Raw genomic sequence first — 20,714 nt, forward strand, 5'->3', positions numbered from 1 at the left:
GGGCTGGATTTCGCGGCCGGGCCCGCAGCTTCAACGCCACAGCCGGCAAATCCAGCCCGTCCGGCGATTGAGGACGCGGCCGCAGGCCGCTCCCGCCGCAGGCGGCAACAGGATCGCCGCAGGTGTCAGGGAGTGGTCGCCAAGGGACCGGTGCGGTAGACCGTTCCCGCGCAGGCATCGTCGATCTTCGCGTCGGCGATGGCCGGTTCGCCGACGTCGGGCGTGTGGCTGAGGACGACACTCGCCGGTGGCGGCGGAAGCGGCGGCCCGGGTTCGGCGGCGGCGGGATGTTCGGCGGCCGGCGGCGCGGCGCTGGCGCCGGGGGACGGCGAGCCGCCACCGGACGGCTTGGCGGCGCAGTCCTTCGCCGGGATCCAGGCGAACTTCACCTCGTACGCCTGCCCCGGCTGGAGGATGACCTCACTGGGCTCGCCGGTCGGGTTGGGCAGCCCGGTCGCGGCGTCGCCCGGCGTGTGGTCGACGACGGAGACCCGTGAGGGGTCGGCGCTGCCGCGGGCGCTGGCGGCGACCGTGCCGGGCCCGGCGACCGTGCAGACGGAGCGGGAGACGTTGAAGACGCGGAAGGCGCCGTAGACGCGGCCCTCCCTGTCGGCCGCGCCGACCGTGCCGGTGCCCTTGCCGAGCTGGTCGCGCACGCAGGTGGGCGAGACCGCGGCGAAGGTGCCGGTGGGGTCGGGAACGGTGCCGGCCGGCGAGCCGGACGGCTTGATCTCGTTGTCGGGCGTGGTGGTGCCCTCGGTGGTCCTGCTCCCGCGGTCCTGCTGGTCCTTGCGGTCGGGTGCGTCCGAACCGGGCCGCCCGCGCCCGCCCTCGACGACGCCGTCGCCGTAGCCCTCGCCGGCCTCCCGCTGGGCGTCGTGGGCGCTGGCGGTGTTGGTGTGGCGTTCGTCGGAGGTGCCGCCGGTCGTCGCGACGTGGAGGAGCGCGGGCAGGGCCGTGCCGCCGAGGATCACCGCGGCGGCGGCGCCGACGAGCGCCTGCCGACGGCGCGTACGCCGGGCGGGCACGGCGCGCCGGAGGTGCTCCAGCGCGTCGGGGGCCGGTTCGAGTTCGTCGACGGCGCCGTGCAGCAGCCGCCGCAGCGCCTGCTCGTCGAGCGAACCGTGCGACTCATGCGATCCGTGCGACTCATGCGCACCCGAACCGTTGGCGCCGCCCGGACCGCCCGGACCGCCCGGACCGTTTGGGCCCTCGTCCCCCGAGGGTCCCCCCGGGAACGGGAATCGCTCGTTCATGCCGGAGCCTCCATGGCGACGCGGAGCGCCGCGATGCCCCGGGAGCCGTACGCCTTGACCGAGCCGAGCGAGAGGCCCAGGGTCTCGGCGACCTGGGCCTCGGTCATGTCGGCGAAGTAGCGGAGGACGAGCACCTCACGCTGGCGGCGCTGCAGTCCGCGCATCGCGGTGATCAATTGGTCTCGCTCCAGCTGTTCGTACGCCCCCTCCTCGGCGCTCGCCATGTCGGGCATCGGCTTCGAGAGCAGCTTCAGCCCGAGGATGCGGCGGCGGAGCGCGGAGCGGGACAGATTGACGACAGTTTGCCTCAAATAGGCGAGGGTCTTTTCCGGGTCCCGGACGCGGTTGCGCGCGGAGTGCACCCGGATGAACGCCTCCTGCACCACGTCCTCGCAGGACGCGGTGTCGTCGAGGAGCAGCGCGGCCAGCCCGAGCAGCGACCGGTAGTGGGCGCGGTAGGTCTCGGTGAGGTGGTCGACTGTGGTGCCCGCTGCCATCGCCTCGTCAGCGTCCCCGCGCTGCTGGGGCATCGGGGCGGTGGCGGATCGCGTGGTCGGCCAGGGAGCGATCACCGGCATCCCGCCCGGCGTGCGGGGTCGTGGACGCACGGCGCTGCTGCCACGCCGCGGAGCGCTCGCGATGCTGATGACCTCTGCCACGCCTGTTGGACACGCTTCCCCCCGTCAGGGTTGTACGCAGGAGGCGGCCCGTCTGACGTTGCACCGCAGGACGATGCGTCATATGCCCTCATGCGTACCAGCTCTTCCTCAATGCCCCGGTTTTTGGCGCCGCCCAAGAGACGGGACCAAAGACGCTCCCCGCCCGAACGACGGTTGCGGTGCGGGACCGCCGCCACGCCCGCCCCACAGCGTGTGAATAGTCGAACAAACCATCTGCCCAGCTCAAGAGGTCTGTACCAACGACTTGATCACAGGACCTTCACCGATTCTCCGGATCAGGAAGCGATCCTCCAGATTAGGCAGCGGTCAGCTCCGCCGCCACGACTTCGGCGATCTGCGCGAGGTTCAGCGCGGAGCCCTTGCGCAGATTGTCGCCGCAGGCGAACAGCTCCAGCGCGTTCGGGTCGTCCGGCGAGCGCCGCACCCGGCCCACCCAGGTGGGGTCCGTGCCGACCGCGTCCACCGGCGTGGGGAACTCGCCTTCGTCCGGATCGTCGACGAGCACCACACCCGGCGCGTTGGCCAGGATCTCCTGGGCCCGCTCGACCGTGACCTCGTTCTCGAACCGCGCGTGCACGGCCGCCGAGTGGGTGGTGAGCACCGGAACGCGTACGCAGGTCGCGCTGACCCGCAGCTCCGGCAGCCCCAGGATCTTCCGGGCCGCCTCGCGGACGCCCAGTTCCTCGGACGACCAGCCCGCCCCGCCCGGCGACCCCGTCCACGGGACCACGTTCAGCGCCAGCGGTGCCGGGAACGGCCCGAGGCCGTCGCCGACCACCCGCCGTACGTCACCGGGCTTGCCGCCCAGTTCCGTGCCGGCGACCGCGGCGAGCTGCGCCCGCAGCGTGTCCGTGCCCGCCCGGCCCGCGCCCGAGGCGGCCTGGTAGGTGGAGACGACCAGCTCGGTCAGCCCGAACTCGGCGTGCAGCGCGCCCAGCGCGACGATCATCGTCAGCGTGGCGCAGTCGGGGTTGGCGATGATCCCGCGCGGCCGCAGCCGGGCCGCGTGGGCGTTGACCTCGGGGACTACCAGCGGTACGTCCGGGTCCGTCCGGAAGGTTCCGGAGTTGTCCACGACGATCGCGCCCTTGGAGACGGCGACCGGCGCCCATTGGGCGGCGACCTCGTCCGGTACGTCGAACACCGCGATGTCGACGCCTTCGAGCGCTTCCTCGCCCAGCGGGAGGACCTCGGTCTCCACGCCCCGGACGGTCAGCTTCCGGCCCGCCGAGCGGGCGGACGCGACGAGGCGGACCTCGCCCCACACGTCCGCGCGCTGCGACAGGATCTCCAGCAGCACCGTGCCCACGGCGCCCGTGGCACCGACGACGGCGAGGGTCGGCCCACGGCCCGTACGGCCGCCGTCACCGGCGGCGGTACGGACCGCGGGGCCGACGCCGGTCATCGACCGGTGCCTCCGTAGACGACGGCCTCGTCGCTCTCACTGTCCAGGCCGAAGGCGGTGTGCACGGCGCACACGGCCTCGTTCACGTCGTCGGCGCGCGTGACGACCGAGATGCGGATCTCGGAGGTCGAGATGAGCTCGATGTTCACGCCCGCGTTCGACAGCGACTCGAAGAAGGTCGCGGTGACGCCCGGGTTGGTCTTCATCCCGGCGCCGACCAGCGAGATCTTCGCGATCTGGTCGTCGTAGCGCAGCGAGTCGAAGCCGACCCGGTCCTTGGTGCGCTCCAGGGCCTCCATCGCCTTGCGGCCCTCCGTCTTCGGGAGGGTGAAGGAGATGTCGGTCAGGCCCGTGGCCGCGGCGGACACGTTCTGCACGACCATGTCGATGTTGATCTCGGCATCGGCGATCGCCCGGAAGATCGTGGCGGCCTCGCCCGGCTTGTCCGGTACGCCGACGATCGTGACCTTGGCCTCGGACGTGTCGTGGGCGACACCCGAAATGATCGCCTGCTCCATCGGCTGGTCCCCTCGCGGTTCGTTGCTGACCCAGGTGCCCTGGAGCCCCGAGAAGGACGAGCGCACGTGGATCGGGATGTTGTAACGGCGTGCGTACTCGACGCAGCGGTGCAGCAGCACCTTGGAACCGGAGCTCGCCAGCTCCAGCATGTCCTCGAACGAGATCCAGTCGATCTTCCGGGCCTTTTTCACGACCCGCGGATCGGCGGTGAAAACCCCGTCGACGTCGGTGTAGATCTCGCACACCTCGGCGTTCAGCGCGGCGGCCAGCGCGACGGCCGTGGTGTCACTGCCGCCCCGTCCGAGGGTGGTGATGTCCTTCTTGTCCTGGGACACACCCTGGAAGCCGGCGACGATCGCGATATTGCCCGCGTCGACGGACTGCTGGATCCGTCCCGGCGTGACATCGATGATCCGCGCTTTGTTGTGGACCGAGTCCGTGATGACTCCGGCCTGGCTGCCGGTGAACGACTGTGCCTCGTGTCCGAGGTTTTTGATCGCCATCGCCAGCAGCGCCATGGAGATCCGCTCTCCGGCGGTCAGCAGCATGTCGAACTCACGCCCGGCAGGAATCGGCGAAACCTGCTCGGCGAGGTCGATCAACTCGTCCGTCGTGTCGCCCATCGCGGAAACCACGACAACCACACGGTTGCCGTTCTTCTTGGCTTCCACGATTCGCTTGGCAACCCGCTTGATGCCTTCGGCATCGGCAACGGAGGAGCCTCCGTACTTCTGCACGACAAGGCCCACGTGCGCTCCTCGCAGCTATGTGTAATGCGGTCGACTCAGTCTAACGAGCGATGGGTTTCGGCCAGCCGTTTACCACATACTGAGACGTCCCGCCCGCCTCCAGAGTTCCCCCTGCCCCGCCCCGGGGCAGGCATGTCTGTGGCGTGGGCCACACGCTCCGGTTACGGGAAGGGGCGGGGCCGGGGAACGAACCGGCCGATGCCCGCGCGGACGGCCGCCACCTGGCGGTGAAATTCCTCGCTGAACGCTTCGCCCAGCCATCCTTCATGGGGAGAGTCGCCACGGCACGCGCGACAGCGCCCTCCCGGGAGCGCGCGCCCCGGCGCGCCGCACCCCTCGCACTCCATGAGACCGGACGCCTCCGGCGAGGGAGCGGGACGCTCGGGCGGCATCTTCGCCAACAGGCGCGTACGGGCCAGCGCGCCCGGACAGTGGACCTCCGGCGGGAGACCCGCCGTCAGGGCCCCGACGAGCTCCCGCTCGGTCGCGCCCCGCGCGAACCACTCTTCCGCGAGGGCCTCCAACTGGCCGCATTCCGCCGCCGAGAGCATCATCCGAGGGTCCGTACGGCCGACGTTCGCCAGCACCGCGTACGCACGCGGCGGCGCCTCCACGGGTTCGGGTTCCGGGGCCGGGTCTTCGCGGGGTACGTCGCCGCGCAGGAAGCGCTTCCACCAGGAGTCGTTGCGTGCGGTGCGCGAGAAGTACGTGCGGAACACCCACTGTGTGCCGCCGTTCCCTACGGGTTCGCGCCTGCGGAGCAAGTGCCCGGCTTTTGCGAGGGTGTTGAGGGCGGTGCGTACGGCTTGCTGGCCGTAGGCGGCGAGTTCCTTGGCGAGGGTTTTGACGTCGATGGCCGCGCCGTCGGGGAGGCGGTCGATGTATGTCGCGATGGCCGCTTCGCGGGCGGGGAGGTGGGCGAAGTCGTCCTTGCGGCGCGGCTTCTGGTCGGGTGCGGAGCGTTTTCCGTAACCCGGACGGGCCATGGAGGGAGCGGCGGTGCGCTCGTCGGCGCTAGGGTTGGCGACAGCCATGGGGATCGGGCCTTAACGATCTCGGTGGTCAAACCCCCGTCTTGGTGCTGCGAACACCGGCGGGGGTTGTTTCTTGCTGCGCACGCTACACACTCTGCGCACACCGTCGCCACTCGGCTACCTAAAGTCATATAAGTTGCGATGGGCGGGAGTTGAGGCCATGGGAGGGTGGGTGGGTTCAACCTCCCCACCCATTCATCGCATAAGGCGCTCGGGTCTCGACGCCCGTCCCCCGAAGCTCAAGCGACGGCCGTCGCGTAGGTTATGAAATCCGCCCAAGCGTGTACGGGTATGGCGAGTTGGGGACCCGACCCGAGCTTCGAGTCTCGGATACGGATGGCGTGCGGATGCCCCGCGACTTCGACGCATGTCTGGTCGGGCCGATCACTGCTGTAGCTCGACTTGAACCACAGCAACCTATCTCTCACAGCTCCTCCAACAGCCCTCTGATGAACTTCCTGGACTCTTCCTCGTCCAGCGCCTGCATGCGGAGCATGGCGAAGCGCTTCGCCATGCTGCTGATCCTCTTACTGTCACAGTCCAACTGGGAAGTGCCCTGAATTTCCGTGAAGACGAGGTGCTCGCCCTCCGGACTCTCCACCATCGTGAACGCACCGCCCATGCCCGGGAAGTAGCCCTGCCCGGCAGGCAGAACCTGGATGAAAACGTTGCGCCGCTCGCTGACATCGAGCAGGTGACGAAGCTGTCGCGCCATCACCTCGGGGCCACCCAGCATGGTTTGCAAAGCGGCCGCATGGATCACGAAGTTGAACAGTACGGTCGATTCCTCCAGCCGCTTCTGACGTTCCATGCGGTGCGCGACACCACCCTCGATTTCCTGCTCGCCGACAGGAGGAACGTGAGACTTCATTAGCGTCCTCGCGTACTCCTCTGTCTGCAGCAGCCCCGGGACGAGGACAAGCTCGAAAGAGTGCAGAGCGATCGCTTCGGCTTCCGCGGCCAGGTATCCCGGCGCCTGCGGGGTCACCGGCTCCGGCTGGAGATACGGGCACGCGGCGAGCAACAGCCCCTGCGCCCCGCACAGTTGATCCGCGACTTCGAGCAGGCGCCGCGTCGGCTTCCGACGCCCCTGCTCCATCGATTTGACGGTCTCCACGCCGTAGTTGGCCTCTTGGGCCAGGTCCTCGCGGCTGACGCCCGCGATCCCCCGCCACAGCTTGACCTGATCGCCGCAGTACCGCCACGAAACCGGCGGGTTGTCGATGCCACGGATCAGCATTGGGGCTCACCTCACGCTCCGTACCCTTATGGTCACGCCGCAGGCTAGGCCCGGCCAGTCCCTGGCAAACCCCGTACGCAAAAAGTTCCCCCGTACGAGGGCGCCGGAGGGCCCTGGGGGAAAATGTCCGCATGATGATCAAGCAGTTCTGCTCCGCCCTCCGGAGCACTCGTTCCGCCCTGCGGAGCATGCGCATACAGCAGAGCCGGCCATGAGTGCCGAGCGTCCGCTGACCCGTACCGAGCGGCGGGCGACGCTGATCGCGTCCCTGGTCGGTGTGGTCTGCGCAATCGCGGCAGCGTATCTGCTGCTCATCACCGTGCCCGGCATGCGAGCCGAGGAGCGGGCCTTCAGGCACGCGGTCCCGTGCCGGTCCGACGCGGTGGCGAAGCGCTGCCTGCGTCCCGAGGCGGCCACCGTGGACATGACGGAGAAGGTCGTCTCCGGCAGGTCGCACCACTACTGGCTCTCGGTCACCCAGGACGACGGTTCACAGCACCGCATCGAGATGTCGGGCAGCGGCGGGGTGTGGGTCAACGTGAAGCCGGGCGACCGCGTCACCGTCTTCTACTGGCACCACAAGAGCCGCTTCGTCGACTTCCACAACAAACGGGAGCCCACCGAGCAGGACCCCCGGGGCAAGTACCGGCTGCCGTACTCGATCGCCCTGGGCCTCGTTCCGGCGGCAGCCGGGTCCCTGTGGGCCGCGTACTGGTTCGGGCGCCGCTCCGACAGGTCCCCTCTGCGCATGCCGTGGCAGGTGGGCGTACCGGCGACGGGAGCGATGCTCGTCGCGCTCATCGGCTCCGCCACGCCGTGGTTCCTGCACGGGGTGTGGAAACCGCTGGGGGTCACCGCGGCGGCGTCCGTCCCCGTCCTCGTCTACGTGCTGGTGGCGTCGCTCGCGGAGCGCCGGAAGACGACCGACACGTACCCGGTGGAGCCGATTCCGCTCGACGGGGAGGAAGTCTTCTTCGGGTCGATCATGGGCGATGTGCCATACGCCGTGGACGGGTACGGAACGCTGATCGCCGCGCCCGGAATGCTGGCCTCCAGCCCGGACCCGACCGGGAAGTTCGCCCGGCGCGAGGCCGCGTCCACGCTGACGCCGGTACGCGTACGGCCGCCGTACCGGACGGACACCCCGGACGGGACGCCGCTGCTCGACCCCGGGGTCTACGTGGTCGAGTGCATCGACGGCGACAAGACGGTGCTCGTGCTGACGTCCAAGGAGCACGCCGGGTTTGTGCTGGGCGCGCTGCTTCCGGTTCCGGTGGCCACATAGCTTGAACGCAGGAACGCCGGGCCGGCTGGGTTTCTCCAGCCGGCCCGGCGTTCCTGCGTTCTCGGGGCTACTAGCGGGTCGGGAGGCCCAGAGGCCCCGCGATCTCCGCGGCCATGACGCGGCCCGCTTCCTCCGCGAGCTGTTCCTCCGTGGCGGCCGCGTCGGTGTCGAGGCCGTCCAGCTCGTCCAGGGGCTGGTCGAGACGGACGTGCGCCACCAGGGACTGGAGGGCCCGGAGGGCCGCCGAGGCGGTGGGACCCCAGTTGGACAGGTACGAGAACTGCCACCACCAGAGGGCCTCGCTCACGCGGCCGTCCCGGTAGTGCGCCATGCCGTGCCGCAGGTCCGTGATGATGTCGGCGAGGTCGTCCGAGATCCGGCAGGCGACGGGCGCGCTGCGCGGCACGTACGGGTCGAAGACCTCGGAGTAGACGTCCACCGGATCCAGCAGGAGGGCGAAGCGCTCGCGGAGCTCGTCCACGTCCGGCTCGGGGCCGACGTCCGGCTCGTACCGCTCGTCCGGCATGAAGTCCTCGTGCGCACCGAGCCGGCCTCCCGTGAGGAGGAGCTGCGAGACCTCCAGCAGCAGGAACGGCACGGCGCTGTCGGGCTCGTCGCCGCGCGACACCTCGGCGACCGCGACGATGAAGCTCTCGATCGAGTCGGCGATCTGGACGGCGAAGTCGTCGGGATCGCGCTTGGCGTCATGCAGCGTTGCGTCAGACATCGAGAAGTCGTCTCCCTTCGAAGGCACGCCCGAGCGTGACCTCGTCGGCATATTCAAGGTCTCCACCCACGGGCAGACCACTGGCAAGCCGCGTCACCTTGAGCCCCATGGGTTTCACCATGCGGGCGAGGTAGGTGGCGGTGGCCTCCCCTTCCAGATTGGGGTCGGTGGCGAGAATCAGCTCGGTGACGGTGCCGTCCGCGAGCCGCGTGAGCAGCTCGCGGATGCGCAGATCGTCGGGGCCGACGCCCTCGATGGGGCTGATGGCCCCGCCGAGCACGTGATAGCGGCCGCGGAACTCGCGGGTCCGCTCGATCGCGACGACGTCCTTGGACTCCTCCACGACACAGATCACCGCGGGGTCGCGGCGCGGGTCCTGGCAGACCCGGCACCGCTCCTCCTGGGCGACATTGCCGCAGACGACGCAAAACCGGACCTTCGCCTTGACCTCGGTCAGGGCATGGGCGAGCCGACGGACGTCGGCCGGCTCGGCCTGAAGGATGTGGAAGGCGATCCGCTGCGCGCTCTTGGGCCCGACGCCGGGCAGCCTGCCCAGCTCGTCGATGAGGTCCTGGACCACGCCTTCATACACGGATCGAATGCTCCTTCTGCGTCTTTTTCTGTCTAATGCTGCGGGGTGGAGCCGGTCAGAACGGCAGGCCGGGGATGCCGCCGCCGAGGCCCGCGGTCAGCGGGCCGAGCTTGTCCTGCTGGAGCTGCTGAGCTGCGGCGTTGGCATCCCGGACGGCGGCGACGACGAGGTCGGCGAGGGTCTCGGTGTCCTCGGGGTCGACGGCCTTGGGGTCGATGACCAGGGCCTGAAGCTCACCGGCGCCCGTGACGGTCGCCTTCACCAGACCGCCGCCCGCAGTGCCCTCGACGGGCGTGCGGGCCAGCTCCTCCTGGGCCTCGGCGAGGTCCTGCTGCATCTTCTGTGCCTGCTGAAGCAGCTGCTGCATGTTCGGCTGACCACCGGGGATCACGGTTGGGCTCCTGGCTGTCGACGTCATTCCTTCGGTAGCCCGAGCCTACGTGGTCGGGGCGGGGGGCGCGTCGTGTTGTGGGTGGAGATTGGGCACCGTCCTTTTGGGCGAATATTGCACCCCTGGGTGGACCCTCTCCCGCCTACGGCGGGCTTCGTCCCCTGACCCGCCCCTTCCCGAACTGGGGGAGCCCCCCCAGACCCCCGACCGCGCTCCGCGCGGTGTCCTCAAACTCCCCCAGCTACCGCTGGGAGGTGCCCCCAGGACGGGCTGGATTTCGCGGACCGTGGGCAGCGAACCTGCGGGCCCGGCCCGCAGACTCAACGCCACGGCCGGCAAACTCAGCCCGTCCGGCGTTTGAGGACGCGGCCGCAGGCCGCTCCCGCCGCAGGCGGCGAACCGGCCCGCAGCCGGGGGTCCGGGGCACGCAGCCACGGTTCCGGGAAGGGGCGGGGTGGGGAACAAGCCCGCCGCAGGCGCCGACCGTGGGCAAGTGGCCCGCCCGGCCAGGGCTACTCGTTGGCGATCTCCTCGATCACCGTCGCCCCCAACTCCCGCACAATCAGATCGTGCCCGGTCAACGCCGAATCGACGAGATCCGGATCGTCCTCCTCCGGCACATCGTCCTCCGGCGCCACCGGCACCACCGGCGGCGGCACAGGCTCGGAATCCCGGTACGCCGGAGCAGCGGGCGCCTGCTGAACAGGGGCCGCGGGAGCCACAGGCGCCACCGGCTGCGCCTGAGGCCGCGGAGCCATCGGCGCCACGGGCGCAGGCGCGGGAGCCGCACCCATCCCGCCACCGGAACCATGCGTACCGGCGTAATTCACCGCCACGCCGCCACCGCCGCCGCCCACGGGTGCCACGACCAGCTCGATCTTCCACTGGACATTGAGCGCATCGGTGAGCGCCTGGCGGAGAACGTCCTCGCTGCCGCTGTTCGCGAAGCTGTCCCGCGCGCCCGCGTTGGCGAAGCCCACCTGGAGCGTGGTCCCGTCGAAGCCGACGACCTCGGCGTTCTGGCTGAGCACGATCCACGTGAAACGGCGACGGTTCTTGACCGCCTCCAGAATGTTCGGCCACATCTGCCGCACCTGGGAGGCGTCACCGGACGACTGCGGCGGCTGAGCCGCGGGGGCGGCCGGAACGGGTGCCGGAGACGGAGCCGGAGCCGGGGCCGCAGGCGCTTGGGGAGCCGGGGAGGCCGCCGCCGTCGGCCACGCACCGGCACCCGTACCCGCACCGGCACCGGTACCCGGCTTCGCCGCGGACGGCCAGGCACCGGCAGTACGCGGGGCCTGCGCAGGAGGCTGCGGAGGAGCCTGCGGAGCCGCAGGAGCGGGCTGTACGGGCGCCACAGGGGCAGCCGGAGGCGCCACAGGAGCCGCCTGAACCACAGGCGCCACGGGCGCCACCGGCGGAGCCACAACCGCCGCCCGCGCCGCCGCGGGCCCCGACAGCCCGGCACCGACGCCGACCCCGTGCGCGTCCGGCCCCGGCACGTACCCGACGGACGGACCCGCACCCGTACCACCGCCGAAGCCGCCCGCCAGGGCACCCCGCTCCAGCTTGTCCAGCCGCGCCCGTACCGACCGCTCGTCGTCGAACGCCGCGGGCAGCAGCACGCGTGCGCAGATCAGCTCCAGCTGGAGCCGCGGCGACGTGGCGCCGCGCATCTCGGTCAACCCCTCGTTGACCAGATCGGCAGCCCGGCTGAGCTCCGCGGCGCCGAAGACGGACGCCTGCGCCTGCATGCGCTCCACCACATCCGCCGGGGCGTCGATGAGCCCCTTCTCGGTGGCGTCCGGCACGGCGGCGAGGATGACCAGGTCGCGCAGCCGCTCCAGCAGGTCGGCGACGAAGCGGCGGGGGTCGTTGCCGCCCTCGATGACACGGTCCACGACCTCGAACGCGGCGGCACCGTCACTTGAGGCGAACGCCTCCACGACGGCGTCCAGCAGCGAGCCCTCCGTGTAGCCGAGGAGGGACGTCGCCATGGCGTATGTCACACCGTCCTCGGCGGCACCGGCGAGCAGCTGGTCCATCACGGACATCGAGTCACGCACGGAACCGGCACCGGCCCGCACGACCAGCGGCAGCACGCCGTCCTCGACGGGGATGTCCTCGCGGGCGCACACCTCGCCCAGGTACTCCCGCAGGGTGCCCGGGGGGACCAGCCGGAACGGATAGTGGTGCGTACGCGAACGGATCGTCCCGATGACCTTCTCGGGCTCCGTGGTCGCGAAGATGAACTTGAGGTGCTCCGGCGGCTCCTCGACCACCTTCAGCAGGGCGTTGAAGCCCGCCGAGGTGACCATGTGGGCCTCGTCGATGATGTAGATCTTGTAGCGGCTGGAGGCGGGGCCGAAGAAGGCCTTCTCGCGCAGCTCACGGGCGTCGTCCACACCACCGTGGGAGGCGGCGTCGATCTCGATCACATCGATCGACCCACGGCCGTTGCGCGCGAGGTCCTGGCAGGACTGGCACTCACCGCAGGGCGTGGGCGTGGGGCCCTGCTCACAGTTCAGACAGCGGGCGAGGATGCGCGCGCTGGTCGTCTTGCCACAGCCGCGCGGCCCGCTGAACAGATACGCGTGATTGACCCTGTTGTTGCGCAGCGCCTGCTGCAACGGGGTGGTGACATGCTCCTGCCCGATGACCTCGGCGAAGGACTCGGGGCGGTAGCGGCGGTAAAGCGCGAGGGACGACACGCCTACGACGATATCGGGCCGCACTGACAAGTGGTCTCGATCACAGAGAGCGCGCATCCGCACACCCCCGGGGAAACACAAGGGCCCCCCACGCACCCGCCAGAGCCCACTTACCCTTGCTGCCTTCCGGCCCTGGGGGAGTTCGGTGAGATAGCGCCACGTGAGGGGCTTGCCCCCAGCCTAGCCGATCCCCACCCCCTCCTCGTACCGCCTCCCCCTCCCCGGCCCCTCCCGAGATCACGTGTTCGCGAGCACCCCTCGACGTCTTGTATTGTTTGCGGCGGAGGATTCGCCTAGAGGCCTAGGGCGCACGCTTGGAAAGCGTGTTGGGGGCAACCCCTCACGAGTTCGAATCTCGTATCCTCCGCCAGTGCCTCACCGGGCACGAGAAGACCCCGACCGGGAAACCGGCCGGGGTCTTCTGCATTCCGTGGTCTCAGTTTTGGTCTCAGTTGGCCGGGAGCCTCCACTCACCGGTCGCGGGTGGACGGTCTGCGGCGCCGCGTCTCCCCCGTTGACCCTATGGCCCTCGCCACCGGCAGTCGCAGCCGGCAGCCGACTTCGCCTCGTGGGCCGTGACCGCCGGGTCGGCGGCTTCTTCGGAGTCCGTGCAGCAGGCGGCGACACTGCAGCAGGTCTCCGGCAGGCCGGATCAGTGACGGTGGGCTTGGCGGCGCGGGAGACCCTGCCCCTGGTACGTCCTCCGGGGGTGCTGACGAACGCAATATTTCGGCTCCCGATATATGCTCACAGGCGTGACGAGACAGAAGCCGCTTTTGACGGAACCGCAGTACTTCATCCTTGCCGCGCTCATGGACGGGCCCTTGCACGGCTACGGCATCATCAAGGCCGCCGAGCAGGCCACCGGCGGCCGGCTCAGGCTCGCTGTCGGCACGCTCTACGGTGCGCTGGAGCGGATGGAGCGGTCCGGGCTGGTGGCCACCGACCGCGAGGAGATCGTGGACGGCCGGGCCCGGCGCTACTACCGGCTCACCCAGGAGGGTGCCGACGCGCTCGGCCGGGAGGCGCTGCGCATGCAGCAGGCGGCGGCCGTCGTCATCGGGCGCTCGCGGGCAGCAGGGGTGGCCGGGGCATGAACCGTCTGCTGCTGGCCGCCTACCCCAGGGCATACCGTGCCCGGCAGGGGGAGGAGCTGCTGGCCACTCTGGCCGAGGCGTACCCCGGCCGCTCCTGGCCCCCGCTGCGGGAGGCTGTCGCGCTGATGCGCGGAGGGGTGCAGGCCCGTGCCCGTGCCACGGTCGAGGACCGGTCCCGGCCGTGGTGGCTGGACGGCCTCCATCTGGCCGCCCTCGTCCTCGCCGCTCTGGCACTGGTGCCGTACCTGCAGGACGTGTGGGACTGGGCACTGCGTATCGACCCCGGCGGCCGTGCCATCAACTTCCATCACGCCGGCTGGTTCCCGTGGGCCCAAGGCTCCGGCACCTTCACGCGGACCCTGCCCTACGGGCTGTTGCCGCTGGTCTGCCTGGTCGCGCTGCTGCGCGGCAAGCCGTGGATCGCGCTGCCGGCCGCGGCGGCGATGATCTACGCCGGTGCGACGGTCGGCAGCTCGACGCTGTTCGGTGACGAGGGCGTGGTGGGCCCGGGCTATTACGGGATGGCCGCCCCGATCCGGGCAACCGACCTGGCGCTGTCGGTGGCCCTGTTCATCGTGAGCGCGGCACTGACGGCCTGCCGTCCCGGCCGGCTGCGCCGCCGCTCGTACAGCTGGCTCGTACCGGTGGTGCTCGCCATCGCCGTCGCCGGAGGCCTGCACATCACCTCGGGCGATCCGTGGTTCCAGCGCGGCCAGCTCGTCCTCGAAGTCGCTGCGCTGATCGCCGCGTGGATGGCGACCACCGCCACGGGCGACTACCGGTGGCTGATCCCCGTCGCCGCGTTCACGATCGTCCGCACGCAGGCGATCGTCGTCCAGCCGGACTGGCTCATGGAGTCCCTGCCGAGTCTGGCCGTCCTCATCGCCCTGATCATGCCCCTCCCGGCCCTGGCGATCGCCGCGCAGCGCCGGCACAGCGGCACACCCCTCGGATAACAGCGGTTCCGCAACCGGACGGCCCCACGCAGTCCAGGGAGGCGCACGGCCGGACCACTGCCCCACGGAAAGAGAAAGCATTGGCTCGGCAAGATCACTCGAACCTGACCGCAATCCGGCCGGACACCCCCGGACAGGCCCCCGGAGCCATGGCCGGCCGGAGCCCTTCCCGGACGGTACGGCCGTCTTCGATCAGCCGGGCCCCAGCTCTACTGTTCCTCCTTGGGTTCGTCGCGGTCTACCTGATCGCTGTCTGCACCCCGTTCGGGCAAATAGCGGAGAACTCGCTGATCAAGGGATACGTCACTCAGGCGTGGGTCTCCCCGTGGACCGATCCAACGGCTGACTGGGGCCCGCCGCCGTTGATGCACAACTCGGCCATGCCCACCCTGATCGCGGGCACGTCCATCATCGCTGCCGTCGCCCTGGTGCGGAGGTGCTGGTGGGAGGGCTGCGCGGCAACCGGGGTCGTGGTGGCCACGGTCACGGGCACGGAGGCGCTCAGGGCGGTCCTCCCCCGTCCCGATCTGGCCGGTGCTATGGAAAGGCCCACCGAGGTGAGCTTCCCCAGCGGTCACGTGGCCATCGTCGCCGGCCTGGCCCTCGGCGCGATTCTCGTCGCTTCCCCGCGCGTGCGCCCCTACGTCGCCGCTGCCGGAACGCTGTGGCTCGCCTTCACCGCCGGCGCCGTCCAGGCTCTCTACTGGCACCGGCCCAGCGACGCACTGGGGGCCACTCTCCTGGCCTGCGCCAGCTACACCCTCGCGGCCCGGCTGCTGCCACCCACCGCCGCACCGGGCGTCATACGACGCCCTCGTGCACTGCCGGCCCTCATCCTCGCCCTGTCAGCGGCCGGCGCGCTCGCCGCCAGCGCACGGGAAGACTCCGCCACGCGCCCGCTGGCCTTCGCCACAGCGGCACTCCTGTGCTCGGCCCTGGTCTGGATCGCCGTAATGGACCGCGATCAACAGCGCGCAGCGTGACCGGCCAAACGACCCAAGCCCCCCATTAACGCCATCAGCGGCGTGTCACAGACCGTCAGCCCAGCTGGCATTCAAACTCATTGCCCGAACCGTGGCCCCCACTCCCCAACTCCCCCGCTGCCCCAGCCGCCACAGCAGAAGGTCCCGCCCATGTCTGACACCCAGCCCAAGCCGTCGGTGCTGTTCGTGTGCGTCCACAACGCCGGACGCTCCCAGATGGCCGCCGCCTTCCTCACCCACCTCGGCCAGGGCAAGGTCGAGGTCCGCTCAGCCGGCTCCGCCCCCGCCGACACCGTCAACCTGGCCGTGGTCGAAGCGATGGCCGAGGTGGACATCGACATCTCCGCCCAGACCCCGAAGGTGCTGACCACCGAGGCCGTCCAGGCATCCGACGTCGTCATCACCATGGGCTGCGGCGACGCCTGCCCCGTCTTCCCCGGCAAGAAGTACCTGGACTGGAAGCTCGATGACCCCGCCGGCCAGGGAGTTGGTACAGTCCGGCCGATCCGCGACGAGATCGAACGGCGAATCCGCGGCCTGCTCGCCGAGTTGCTGCCCACGGGCAGCTGAAGACCGGCACGACGGAAGCCCGGGCCTCTCCGAGGATCCGGGCTTCCTGCCTCTGCCTTCAGCTGCCCTGCGAGAGACCGCCGTTGACCGTGTCGGCGGATCCCCACAGCAAACTGTCGATCCTGTCGGCAGTGTCCTGGAGGACCCGGCTCGTCAGGTGCTGGTACCGGCGCCGCATCCGCGCCGACTTACCGGGCTCCCAGCCCATGATCGCGTCGACGACGACGTCCGGAACGCCGAGGATCAGCAAGACGGTTCCCGCCGTGTGACGGGCGTCGTGGAGGCGGCCCTCACGGATCCCGGCCGCCTTCAACAGGTCCTTCCACTTGTGGTGGTCCGTGTTGGGGTTCAGGGGCTCGCCAGTCGGCGAGGTGAAGACGTACCCCTTCTCCACCCACAGGTCCCGCGCGAGCCGTCGCTCGCGGTCCTGCTCCTCCTTGTGCCGCCGCAGCAGCTTCATCAACTCCTCCGGGACGCCGATGGGCCGCTTACCGGCCCGCGACTTGGTCTCCTTGGTCTCGCGCCGGGTGTTGATCTTCTGCGGGCAGTAACCGGGCTTACGCCCGCAGCGGTCGCCGCAGCCGTGCTTATACCTCGGCCGCAGTCGGCCACGGCTGACCCGGATCACTCCGGCCTCCCAGTCGACGTCCGTCCACTGCAGGCCGAGGGCCTCGCCCTGGCGGAGGCCGAGAGCGAGCGCGATGACCCAGCGGGCGGTGTTGCGATGCCGCTCGGCCTCCAGCAGGATCCGCTGCATCTCCTCGACCGAGTAGGGCTCGACCTCTTCCTCTTCGAGGCGGGGCGCCTTGGCGATGGTGGCGGGGTTGATGGTGATGTGACGGCGGCGAACGGCCTCGTTGAGCGCGGTTCGTACGGTCCGGTGTGCCTGGTGGGCGGTGCCTGCCGAACTGCCGTTGTCCTGCATCTTCTTGTAGAAGCGCTCCAGATGCTCAGGCTCCAGCTTGGCCAGGCGGTGAGCCCCGACACCGGGTATGAGGTGGTGGTAGACCGCGACGCGGTAGCCGTCGATGGTGTTCTCGGAGACGTGCAGGGCAGCGATGTTCTCGACCCAGTGGGTGAGCCAGGTCGTCACCGTCCAGGTCTGGCCGGCCTTGCGGACGCTTCCGGCGTCGCGCTGCCGCTCCAGCTCGCGTACGGCCTTGGTGACTTCGGCGCGGGTCTTGCGGCCGATGTGACGACGGTCGGGGGTGCCATCGTCCTTGGTGCCGACGGTGACGCGGCCGTGCCAACGGCCGTCCTTGCCAAGGTAGATGGAAGAGGCGCCGTTGGGCTGGCGGGACTTGGTCATGTCCGCCGCCCTCAAGCCGCAGCGGCGAGGTCGGCCGCGCCGAGGCGCCGGGCGAGGAACTCGTTCACCGCCTCGGCGGGTATTCGGCGCAAGCTGCCGATCTTCACGGAGGCGATCTCGCCGGAGGAGACGTACTCGTACATCTTGGTGCGGCCGATGCCGACGCGACGGGCGGCTTCGGCAACGGTGAGCCCGACGAGGGTGGAATCGCCGTGGGAGTTGGTCCGCTCGGCCATCAGCGTGCGGAGGTTCTCCTCCGGGACGCCGAGGAGATGGGCGATCTGGGCAACGGGCAGGTGGTTCTGAGGCAAGGGGCATCCTCGTCCCGGCAGGCCGTGAAGGGGCGGCAACCCCAGGCCATGCCGTGTTGATCGTTCAGGGATGGGCGTTGATGTGATGCCTGACGTCCGGTGTTCGTAGCACCAGGGCAGCAGGTGAAACGGTTACTCGGCGGCGGGCTTGGCAGAAGCGTCGTCGCCGATGAGGCGCCTGTGCGAGTGGGGCACGTCGCGGTGGCGCACGAAGTCGCCACCGGAAGCGCCGGTGACTTCGTAAGCGACCAAGGCCCTGACCATCTCTTCCTGGTCAGGGTGGGCCTTGATGTACTCCTCGATGTCGTCCCTGGCGCGGTCCATGGGCTTACGCGCGGCCCGCCAGTCCTTCCACTTCTCGACATATTCGCCGACGAGCCTGCGCACCTGGGCGTTGGAGACGTGGCCCGGAGGGCCGGTCAGGTCGTCGAGCGGAATGTCGAAGACCTTGGAGAACCCGAGGGCTTCGTCGAGGTTGACCCTCCGGCGGGGCTTACCGCTCTCGATGCGCCAGATCGCGGCCTGGTTCACCGGGTGGCCGACCTCGGCCATGCGCTCGGCCAGCTTCTGCGTGCTCCAGCCGCGGATCTCGCGCTCGAGCTTGATGCGCTCGGCCACATTGCTCTCCGGCAGGGGCCGATCGGGGCCGGCGCGGGCGGCACCTTCTTCGCTGCTCATTGCTCGCGCCTCCTTGCGACATGCCTCCACCGGACCAGCGCGGCCCGGGGTGAACAGCTAACTCCATTTCGGAAACGAATGCAACCCATTCGGGATCGCATCGGATGGGGTGATGTGGTTTCCCGTCCGGGGCTGAACGGCGTCGGACATGAAGAAACCCCCGGTGCTACGAACACCGGGGGCCGAAGAAGAAAACCTCACGACCGCCCATCCCTGAACGACCAAGACCGGCCTGGCCGGGGTTGCCGCCCCATATGGCCTGCCGGGTGAGGAGTTTCCTTGCCAAAGGGTACGGCCCAGCCGCCGGAGATGCCATCCCGGCAGGCAGCAGGGCCCGTGTCGCCGACCGACATGACCGTTCAACCACCGCATGACGCGGTCGCTGAGCAGGCCGTCCTCGGCGCCTGCATGCACGGCCCCGACGTGATCGACGAAATCCGCCCCATGCTGGACGCGGCCGACTTCTACCGGCCGCAGCACGAGACGATCTGGCGAGCGCTGCTGGCTCTCCGGGGCGAGGACAACCCGACCGACCCGATTACCGTGAGCGATTTCCTCACGTGCCAGGGCGACATCACCCGGGTCGGCGGAGTGGTCTACGTCCACCAGCTCTACGGCGCCCCTCCCTCGGCTAGCCACGCCGCCTATTACGCGGACATCGTGCGGCGGACAGCCGCCCTGCGCCGCCTGCGCGAACACGGCATCCGCACCGTGCAGCGCGCCCAGGAACCAGGAGCCGACCCCGACGAGATCCGCTCGGAGATCGAGACAGATCTCGGCGCCGAGCGGGAGCGGGCGCTCGCCTCCGGCAGCGGGCGCCTTTCCCGCTACCTCGTCGACGGCTGGCGGTTCGTGACCGAGACCGGTGCTGACAAGGAGCCGCTGTGGGGCACGCGGGAGAAGACCGCGTGGGCGTCCGGCGAGAGCCTGATGATCGTCGGAGCCCCGGGCGTCGGCAAGACCACCCTGGCCCACCAGGTCGTCCTCGCCCGCATCGGCCTCCAAGGCACCGTGCTCGACATGCCGGTCGCACCCAGCAAGCGGGTGCTCTACCTGGCCATGGACCGTCCGCAGCAGATCGCCAAGGCCATGGTCCGCCGCATCGGCCCGCACGACGAGGCGATCCTGCGTGACCGGCTCGTCGTATGGCAGGGTCCCCTGCCGACGAGCCTCGACAGGGAGCCCGACCTCCTCGCCGACCTCGCTGCCGCCCACCAGGCCGACACGATCGTGATCGACAGCCTGAAGGACGCGGTGAGCACCCTCGTCGACGACGCCCTCGCAGTCGCCTTCAACAACGCCCGCCAGCGCGCAGCCGACCACGAACCCGCCGCCCAGCGGGCGGAAGGCCGCAAGCCCAGCTCCTGGCTCCGGGCGACCGCGGCCGCCGACCGCATCCCAGGTGTCCTCGACCACGGCGACGATGACGCCGCAGCCCAGGCCCACATCGCCGCATTCGGCGAACTCATGGACGCCCTTCCCTTCCTCGCCCCCACGAACGCCAAAGCTCAACTCCAGCAAGCAGCACTCGCCTTCGAACGCGCCACGCGCTCCCGCATCCGTGCCGAGCACCACCACGCCCGTGCCCTGCGGAGCAGTATCAAGAGGCTGCTGCGGGACCCCGTCGGCAGAGCAGACGGAGCCGGCCTCGCGATGCTCCTCGACGCCGCCGTGCTCGTCGTCATGGCCGCTGCCCGCTGGCACGACATCCGCCGCCACGAACAGCAAGCCGCCGCAGCCCGCAAAACCCTGTGCCACCTCCAGGCCGCCTACGGGCAGGCAGTCCAGCCCGTCCTCACCGAACTCACCCGCCACACGCCCCGCGCCGAGATCGTCCGCCGGTACGAGGCCGACGTCCGCCGCGCCCTGCCCGACCACGCCGAGCGCATCCTGGCCGACCCGGCCTGGCCCGCCCTGACCACCACCCTCGCCCGCGCAGAAACAGCCGGCCACCAGCCCCACGAAGTCCTCGCCGAAGCCGCAGCACAGCGCGAACTCCACACCGCCCAGTTCCCCGCCGAAGTCCTCACCTGGCGCATCACCAACCAGCCCGGCAAACGGACCACAACAGCAACCACGCGACGTAGCCAAACCTCCCGACGAGAGGTCTCCGCCCGGCCTCTGCCCGCCCACCGACAGCCGGCCTCACTGGATCCGCGCGGGCCACACCGCTGACCTGAAACCGTGGCCGGAAAGGGCCCTGGAGCTCACGGCCCGCGGC

20 protein-coding genes, 1 tRNA gene and 1 other RNA gene are annotated in these 20,714 nt (G+C 70.1%); 7 read left to right on the top strand and 15 right to left on the bottom strand.

All coding sequences use genetic code 11. The annotated features are described in order from the left end of the window. Window positions 1–125 precede the first annotated feature (125 nt). The 7 genes from ACWD4A_RS19485 to ACWD4A_RS19515 all read right to left on the bottom strand — a co-directional run bounded on the left by ACWD4A_RS19485 (window position 126) and on the right by ACWD4A_RS19515 (window position 6,883). Window positions 126–1,256, bottom strand: a complete 1,131-nt coding sequence (locus ACWD4A_RS19485) for an anti-sigma factor family protein (protein WP_451195396.1) — start codon at window positions 1,254–1,256, stop codon at window positions 126–128. Beyond that, window positions 1,253–1,915 carry a SigE family RNA polymerase sigma factor gene (locus tag ACWD4A_RS19490; RefSeq protein WP_451195398.1) on the bottom strand — a complete coding sequence of 221 codons (663 nt, stop codon included), beginning with the start codon at window positions 1,913–1,915 and terminating at the stop codon, window positions 1,253–1,255. Before ACWD4A_RS19490 ends, ACWD4A_RS19485 begins: the two co-directional genes overlap by 4 nt. A 316-nt stretch (window positions 1,916–2,231) precedes the next feature. Further along, window positions 2,232–3,341, bottom strand: a complete 1,110-nt coding sequence (locus ACWD4A_RS19495; protein WP_451195400.1) for an aspartate-semialdehyde dehydrogenase — start codon at window positions 3,339–3,341, stop codon at window positions 2,232–2,234. Continuing rightward, the gene (locus tag ACWD4A_RS19500; RefSeq protein ID WP_451195402.1) at window positions 3,338–4,609 is read right to left on the bottom strand and encodes an aspartate kinase; all 1,272 of its coding nucleotides are present in this window, start codon (window positions 4,607–4,609) and stop codon (window positions 3,338–3,340) included. Before ACWD4A_RS19500 ends, ACWD4A_RS19495 begins: the two co-directional genes overlap by 4 nt. 161 nt (window positions 4,610–4,770) lie before the next feature. Then, on the bottom strand, window positions 4,771–5,643 hold the full coding sequence (locus ACWD4A_RS19505; RefSeq protein ID WP_451195404.1) for a hypothetical protein: 873 nt from the start codon (window positions 5,641–5,643) through the stop codon (window positions 4,771–4,773). Window positions 5,644–5,882: 239 nt separating this feature from the next. Continuing rightward, window positions 5,883–6,071, bottom strand: a complete 189-nt coding sequence (locus ACWD4A_RS19510; RefSeq protein ID WP_451195406.1) for a DUF397 domain-containing protein — start codon at window positions 6,069–6,071, stop codon at window positions 5,883–5,885. After that, window positions 6,068–6,883, bottom strand: a complete 816-nt coding sequence (locus ACWD4A_RS19515) for a helix-turn-helix domain-containing protein (RefSeq protein WP_451195408.1) — start codon at window positions 6,881–6,883, stop codon at window positions 6,068–6,070. The genes ACWD4A_RS19510 and ACWD4A_RS19515 overlap by 4 nt, the downstream gene beginning before the upstream one ends. Window positions 6,884–7,094: 211 nt before the next feature. Here ACWD4A_RS19515 and ACWD4A_RS19520 point away from each other — a divergent pair, with 211 nt between their 5' ends. Further along, the gene (locus tag ACWD4A_RS19520) at window positions 7,095–8,168 is read left to right on the top strand and encodes a hypothetical protein (protein WP_451195410.1); all 1,074 of its coding nucleotides are present in this window, start codon (window positions 7,095–7,097) and stop codon (window positions 8,166–8,168) included. A gap of 70 nt (window positions 8,169–8,238) precedes the next feature. Here ACWD4A_RS19520 and ACWD4A_RS19525 read toward each other — a convergent pair whose 3' ends face one another. The 5 genes from ACWD4A_RS19525 to ffs all read right to left on the bottom strand — a co-directional run bounded on the left by ACWD4A_RS19525 (window position 8,239) and on the right by ffs (window position 12,761). Further along, the gene (locus ACWD4A_RS19525; RefSeq protein ID WP_451195411.1) at window positions 8,239–8,895 is read right to left on the bottom strand and encodes a DUF5063 domain-containing protein; all 657 of its coding nucleotides are present in this window, start codon (window positions 8,893–8,895) and stop codon (window positions 8,239–8,241) included. Next, a complete protein-coding gene (recR, locus tag ACWD4A_RS19530; RefSeq protein ID WP_121803317.1) occupies window positions 8,888–9,487 on the bottom strand; it encodes a recombination mediator RecR in 600 nt (199 codons plus the stop codon). The genes ACWD4A_RS19525 and recR overlap by 8 nt, the downstream gene beginning before the upstream one ends. A 55-nt stretch (window positions 9,488–9,542) precedes the next feature. Then, window positions 9,543–9,878, bottom strand: a complete 336-nt coding sequence (locus ACWD4A_RS19535) for a YbaB/EbfC family nucleoid-associated protein (protein WP_451195413.1) — start codon at window positions 9,876–9,878, stop codon at window positions 9,543–9,545. Window positions 9,879–10,390: 512 nt separating this feature from the next. Beyond that, window positions 10,391–12,589: a DNA polymerase III subunit gamma and tau gene (locus tag ACWD4A_RS19540; protein ID WP_451195415.1), complete on the bottom strand. Its 2,199-nt coding sequence runs from the start codon at window positions 12,587–12,589 to the stop codon at window positions 10,391–10,393. Window positions 12,590–12,666: 77 nt separating this feature from the next. After that, an RNA gene (gene ffs, locus ACWD4A_RS19545) (signal recognition particle sRNA small type) lies at window positions 12,667–12,761 on the bottom strand. A gap of 110 nt (window positions 12,762–12,871) precedes the next feature. On the opposite strand from ffs, the gene ACWD4A_RS19550 reads away from it, so the two are divergent. From ACWD4A_RS19550 to ACWD4A_RS19570, 5 genes are all read left to right on the top strand, one after another. Then, window positions 12,872–12,959, top strand: a tRNA-Ser gene (locus tag ACWD4A_RS19550). A gap of 385 nt (window positions 12,960–13,344) precedes the next feature. Continuing rightward, a complete protein-coding gene (locus ACWD4A_RS19555; RefSeq protein ID WP_451195416.1) occupies window positions 13,345–13,686 on the top strand; it encodes a PadR family transcriptional regulator in 342 nt (113 codons plus the stop codon). Beyond that, window positions 13,683–14,642 carry a hypothetical protein gene (locus ACWD4A_RS19560; protein ID WP_451195417.1) on the top strand — a complete coding sequence of 320 codons (960 nt, stop codon included), beginning with the start codon at window positions 13,683–13,685 and terminating at the stop codon, window positions 14,640–14,642. Before ACWD4A_RS19555 ends, ACWD4A_RS19560 begins: the two co-directional genes overlap by 4 nt. A gap of 380 nt (window positions 14,643–15,022) precedes the next feature. Further along, window positions 15,023–15,625 (top strand): phosphatase PAP2 family protein, encoded by a 603-nt coding sequence (locus ACWD4A_RS19565; RefSeq protein ID WP_451195418.1) that lies wholly within the window; start codon window positions 15,023–15,025, stop codon window positions 15,623–15,625. A gap of 150 nt (window positions 15,626–15,775) precedes the next feature. Next, window positions 15,776–16,195: an arsenate reductase ArsC gene (locus ACWD4A_RS19570; protein ID WP_451195420.1), complete on the top strand. Its 420-nt coding sequence runs from the start codon at window positions 15,776–15,778 to the stop codon at window positions 16,193–16,195. Between the two features lie 58 nt (window positions 16,196–16,253). Here the strand turns inward: ACWD4A_RS19570 and ACWD4A_RS19575 are convergent, their stop codons facing one another. The 3 genes from ACWD4A_RS19575 to ACWD4A_RS19585 form a co-directional block, all read right to left on the bottom strand. Then, a complete protein-coding gene (locus tag ACWD4A_RS19575; protein WP_451195422.1) occupies window positions 16,254–17,504 on the bottom strand; it encodes a tyrosine-type recombinase/integrase in 1,251 nt (416 codons plus the stop codon). An 11-nt stretch (window positions 17,505–17,515) separates the two neighbouring features. After that, the gene (locus ACWD4A_RS19580) at window positions 17,516–17,815 is read right to left on the bottom strand and encodes a helix-turn-helix domain-containing protein (RefSeq protein ID WP_451195424.1); all 300 of its coding nucleotides are present in this window, start codon (window positions 17,813–17,815) and stop codon (window positions 17,516–17,518) included. A 132-nt stretch (window positions 17,816–17,947) separates the two neighbouring features. Then, window positions 17,948–18,493: a helix-turn-helix transcriptional regulator gene (locus ACWD4A_RS19585; protein WP_414168443.1), complete on the bottom strand. Its 546-nt coding sequence runs from the start codon at window positions 18,491–18,493 to the stop codon at window positions 17,948–17,950. A gap of 351 nt (window positions 18,494–18,844) precedes the next feature. Here ACWD4A_RS19585 and ACWD4A_RS19590 point away from each other — a divergent pair, with 351 nt between their 5' ends. Beyond that, window positions 18,845–20,668 carry a DnaB-like helicase N-terminal domain-containing protein gene (locus tag ACWD4A_RS19590; RefSeq protein WP_451195426.1) on the top strand — a complete coding sequence of 608 codons (1,824 nt, stop codon included), beginning with the start codon at window positions 18,845–18,847 and terminating at the stop codon, window positions 20,666–20,668. Window positions 20,669–20,714: the final 46 nt, after the last annotated feature.

The sequence above is a fragment of the Streptomyces sp. NPDC002537 genome, from assembly GCF_053594975.1.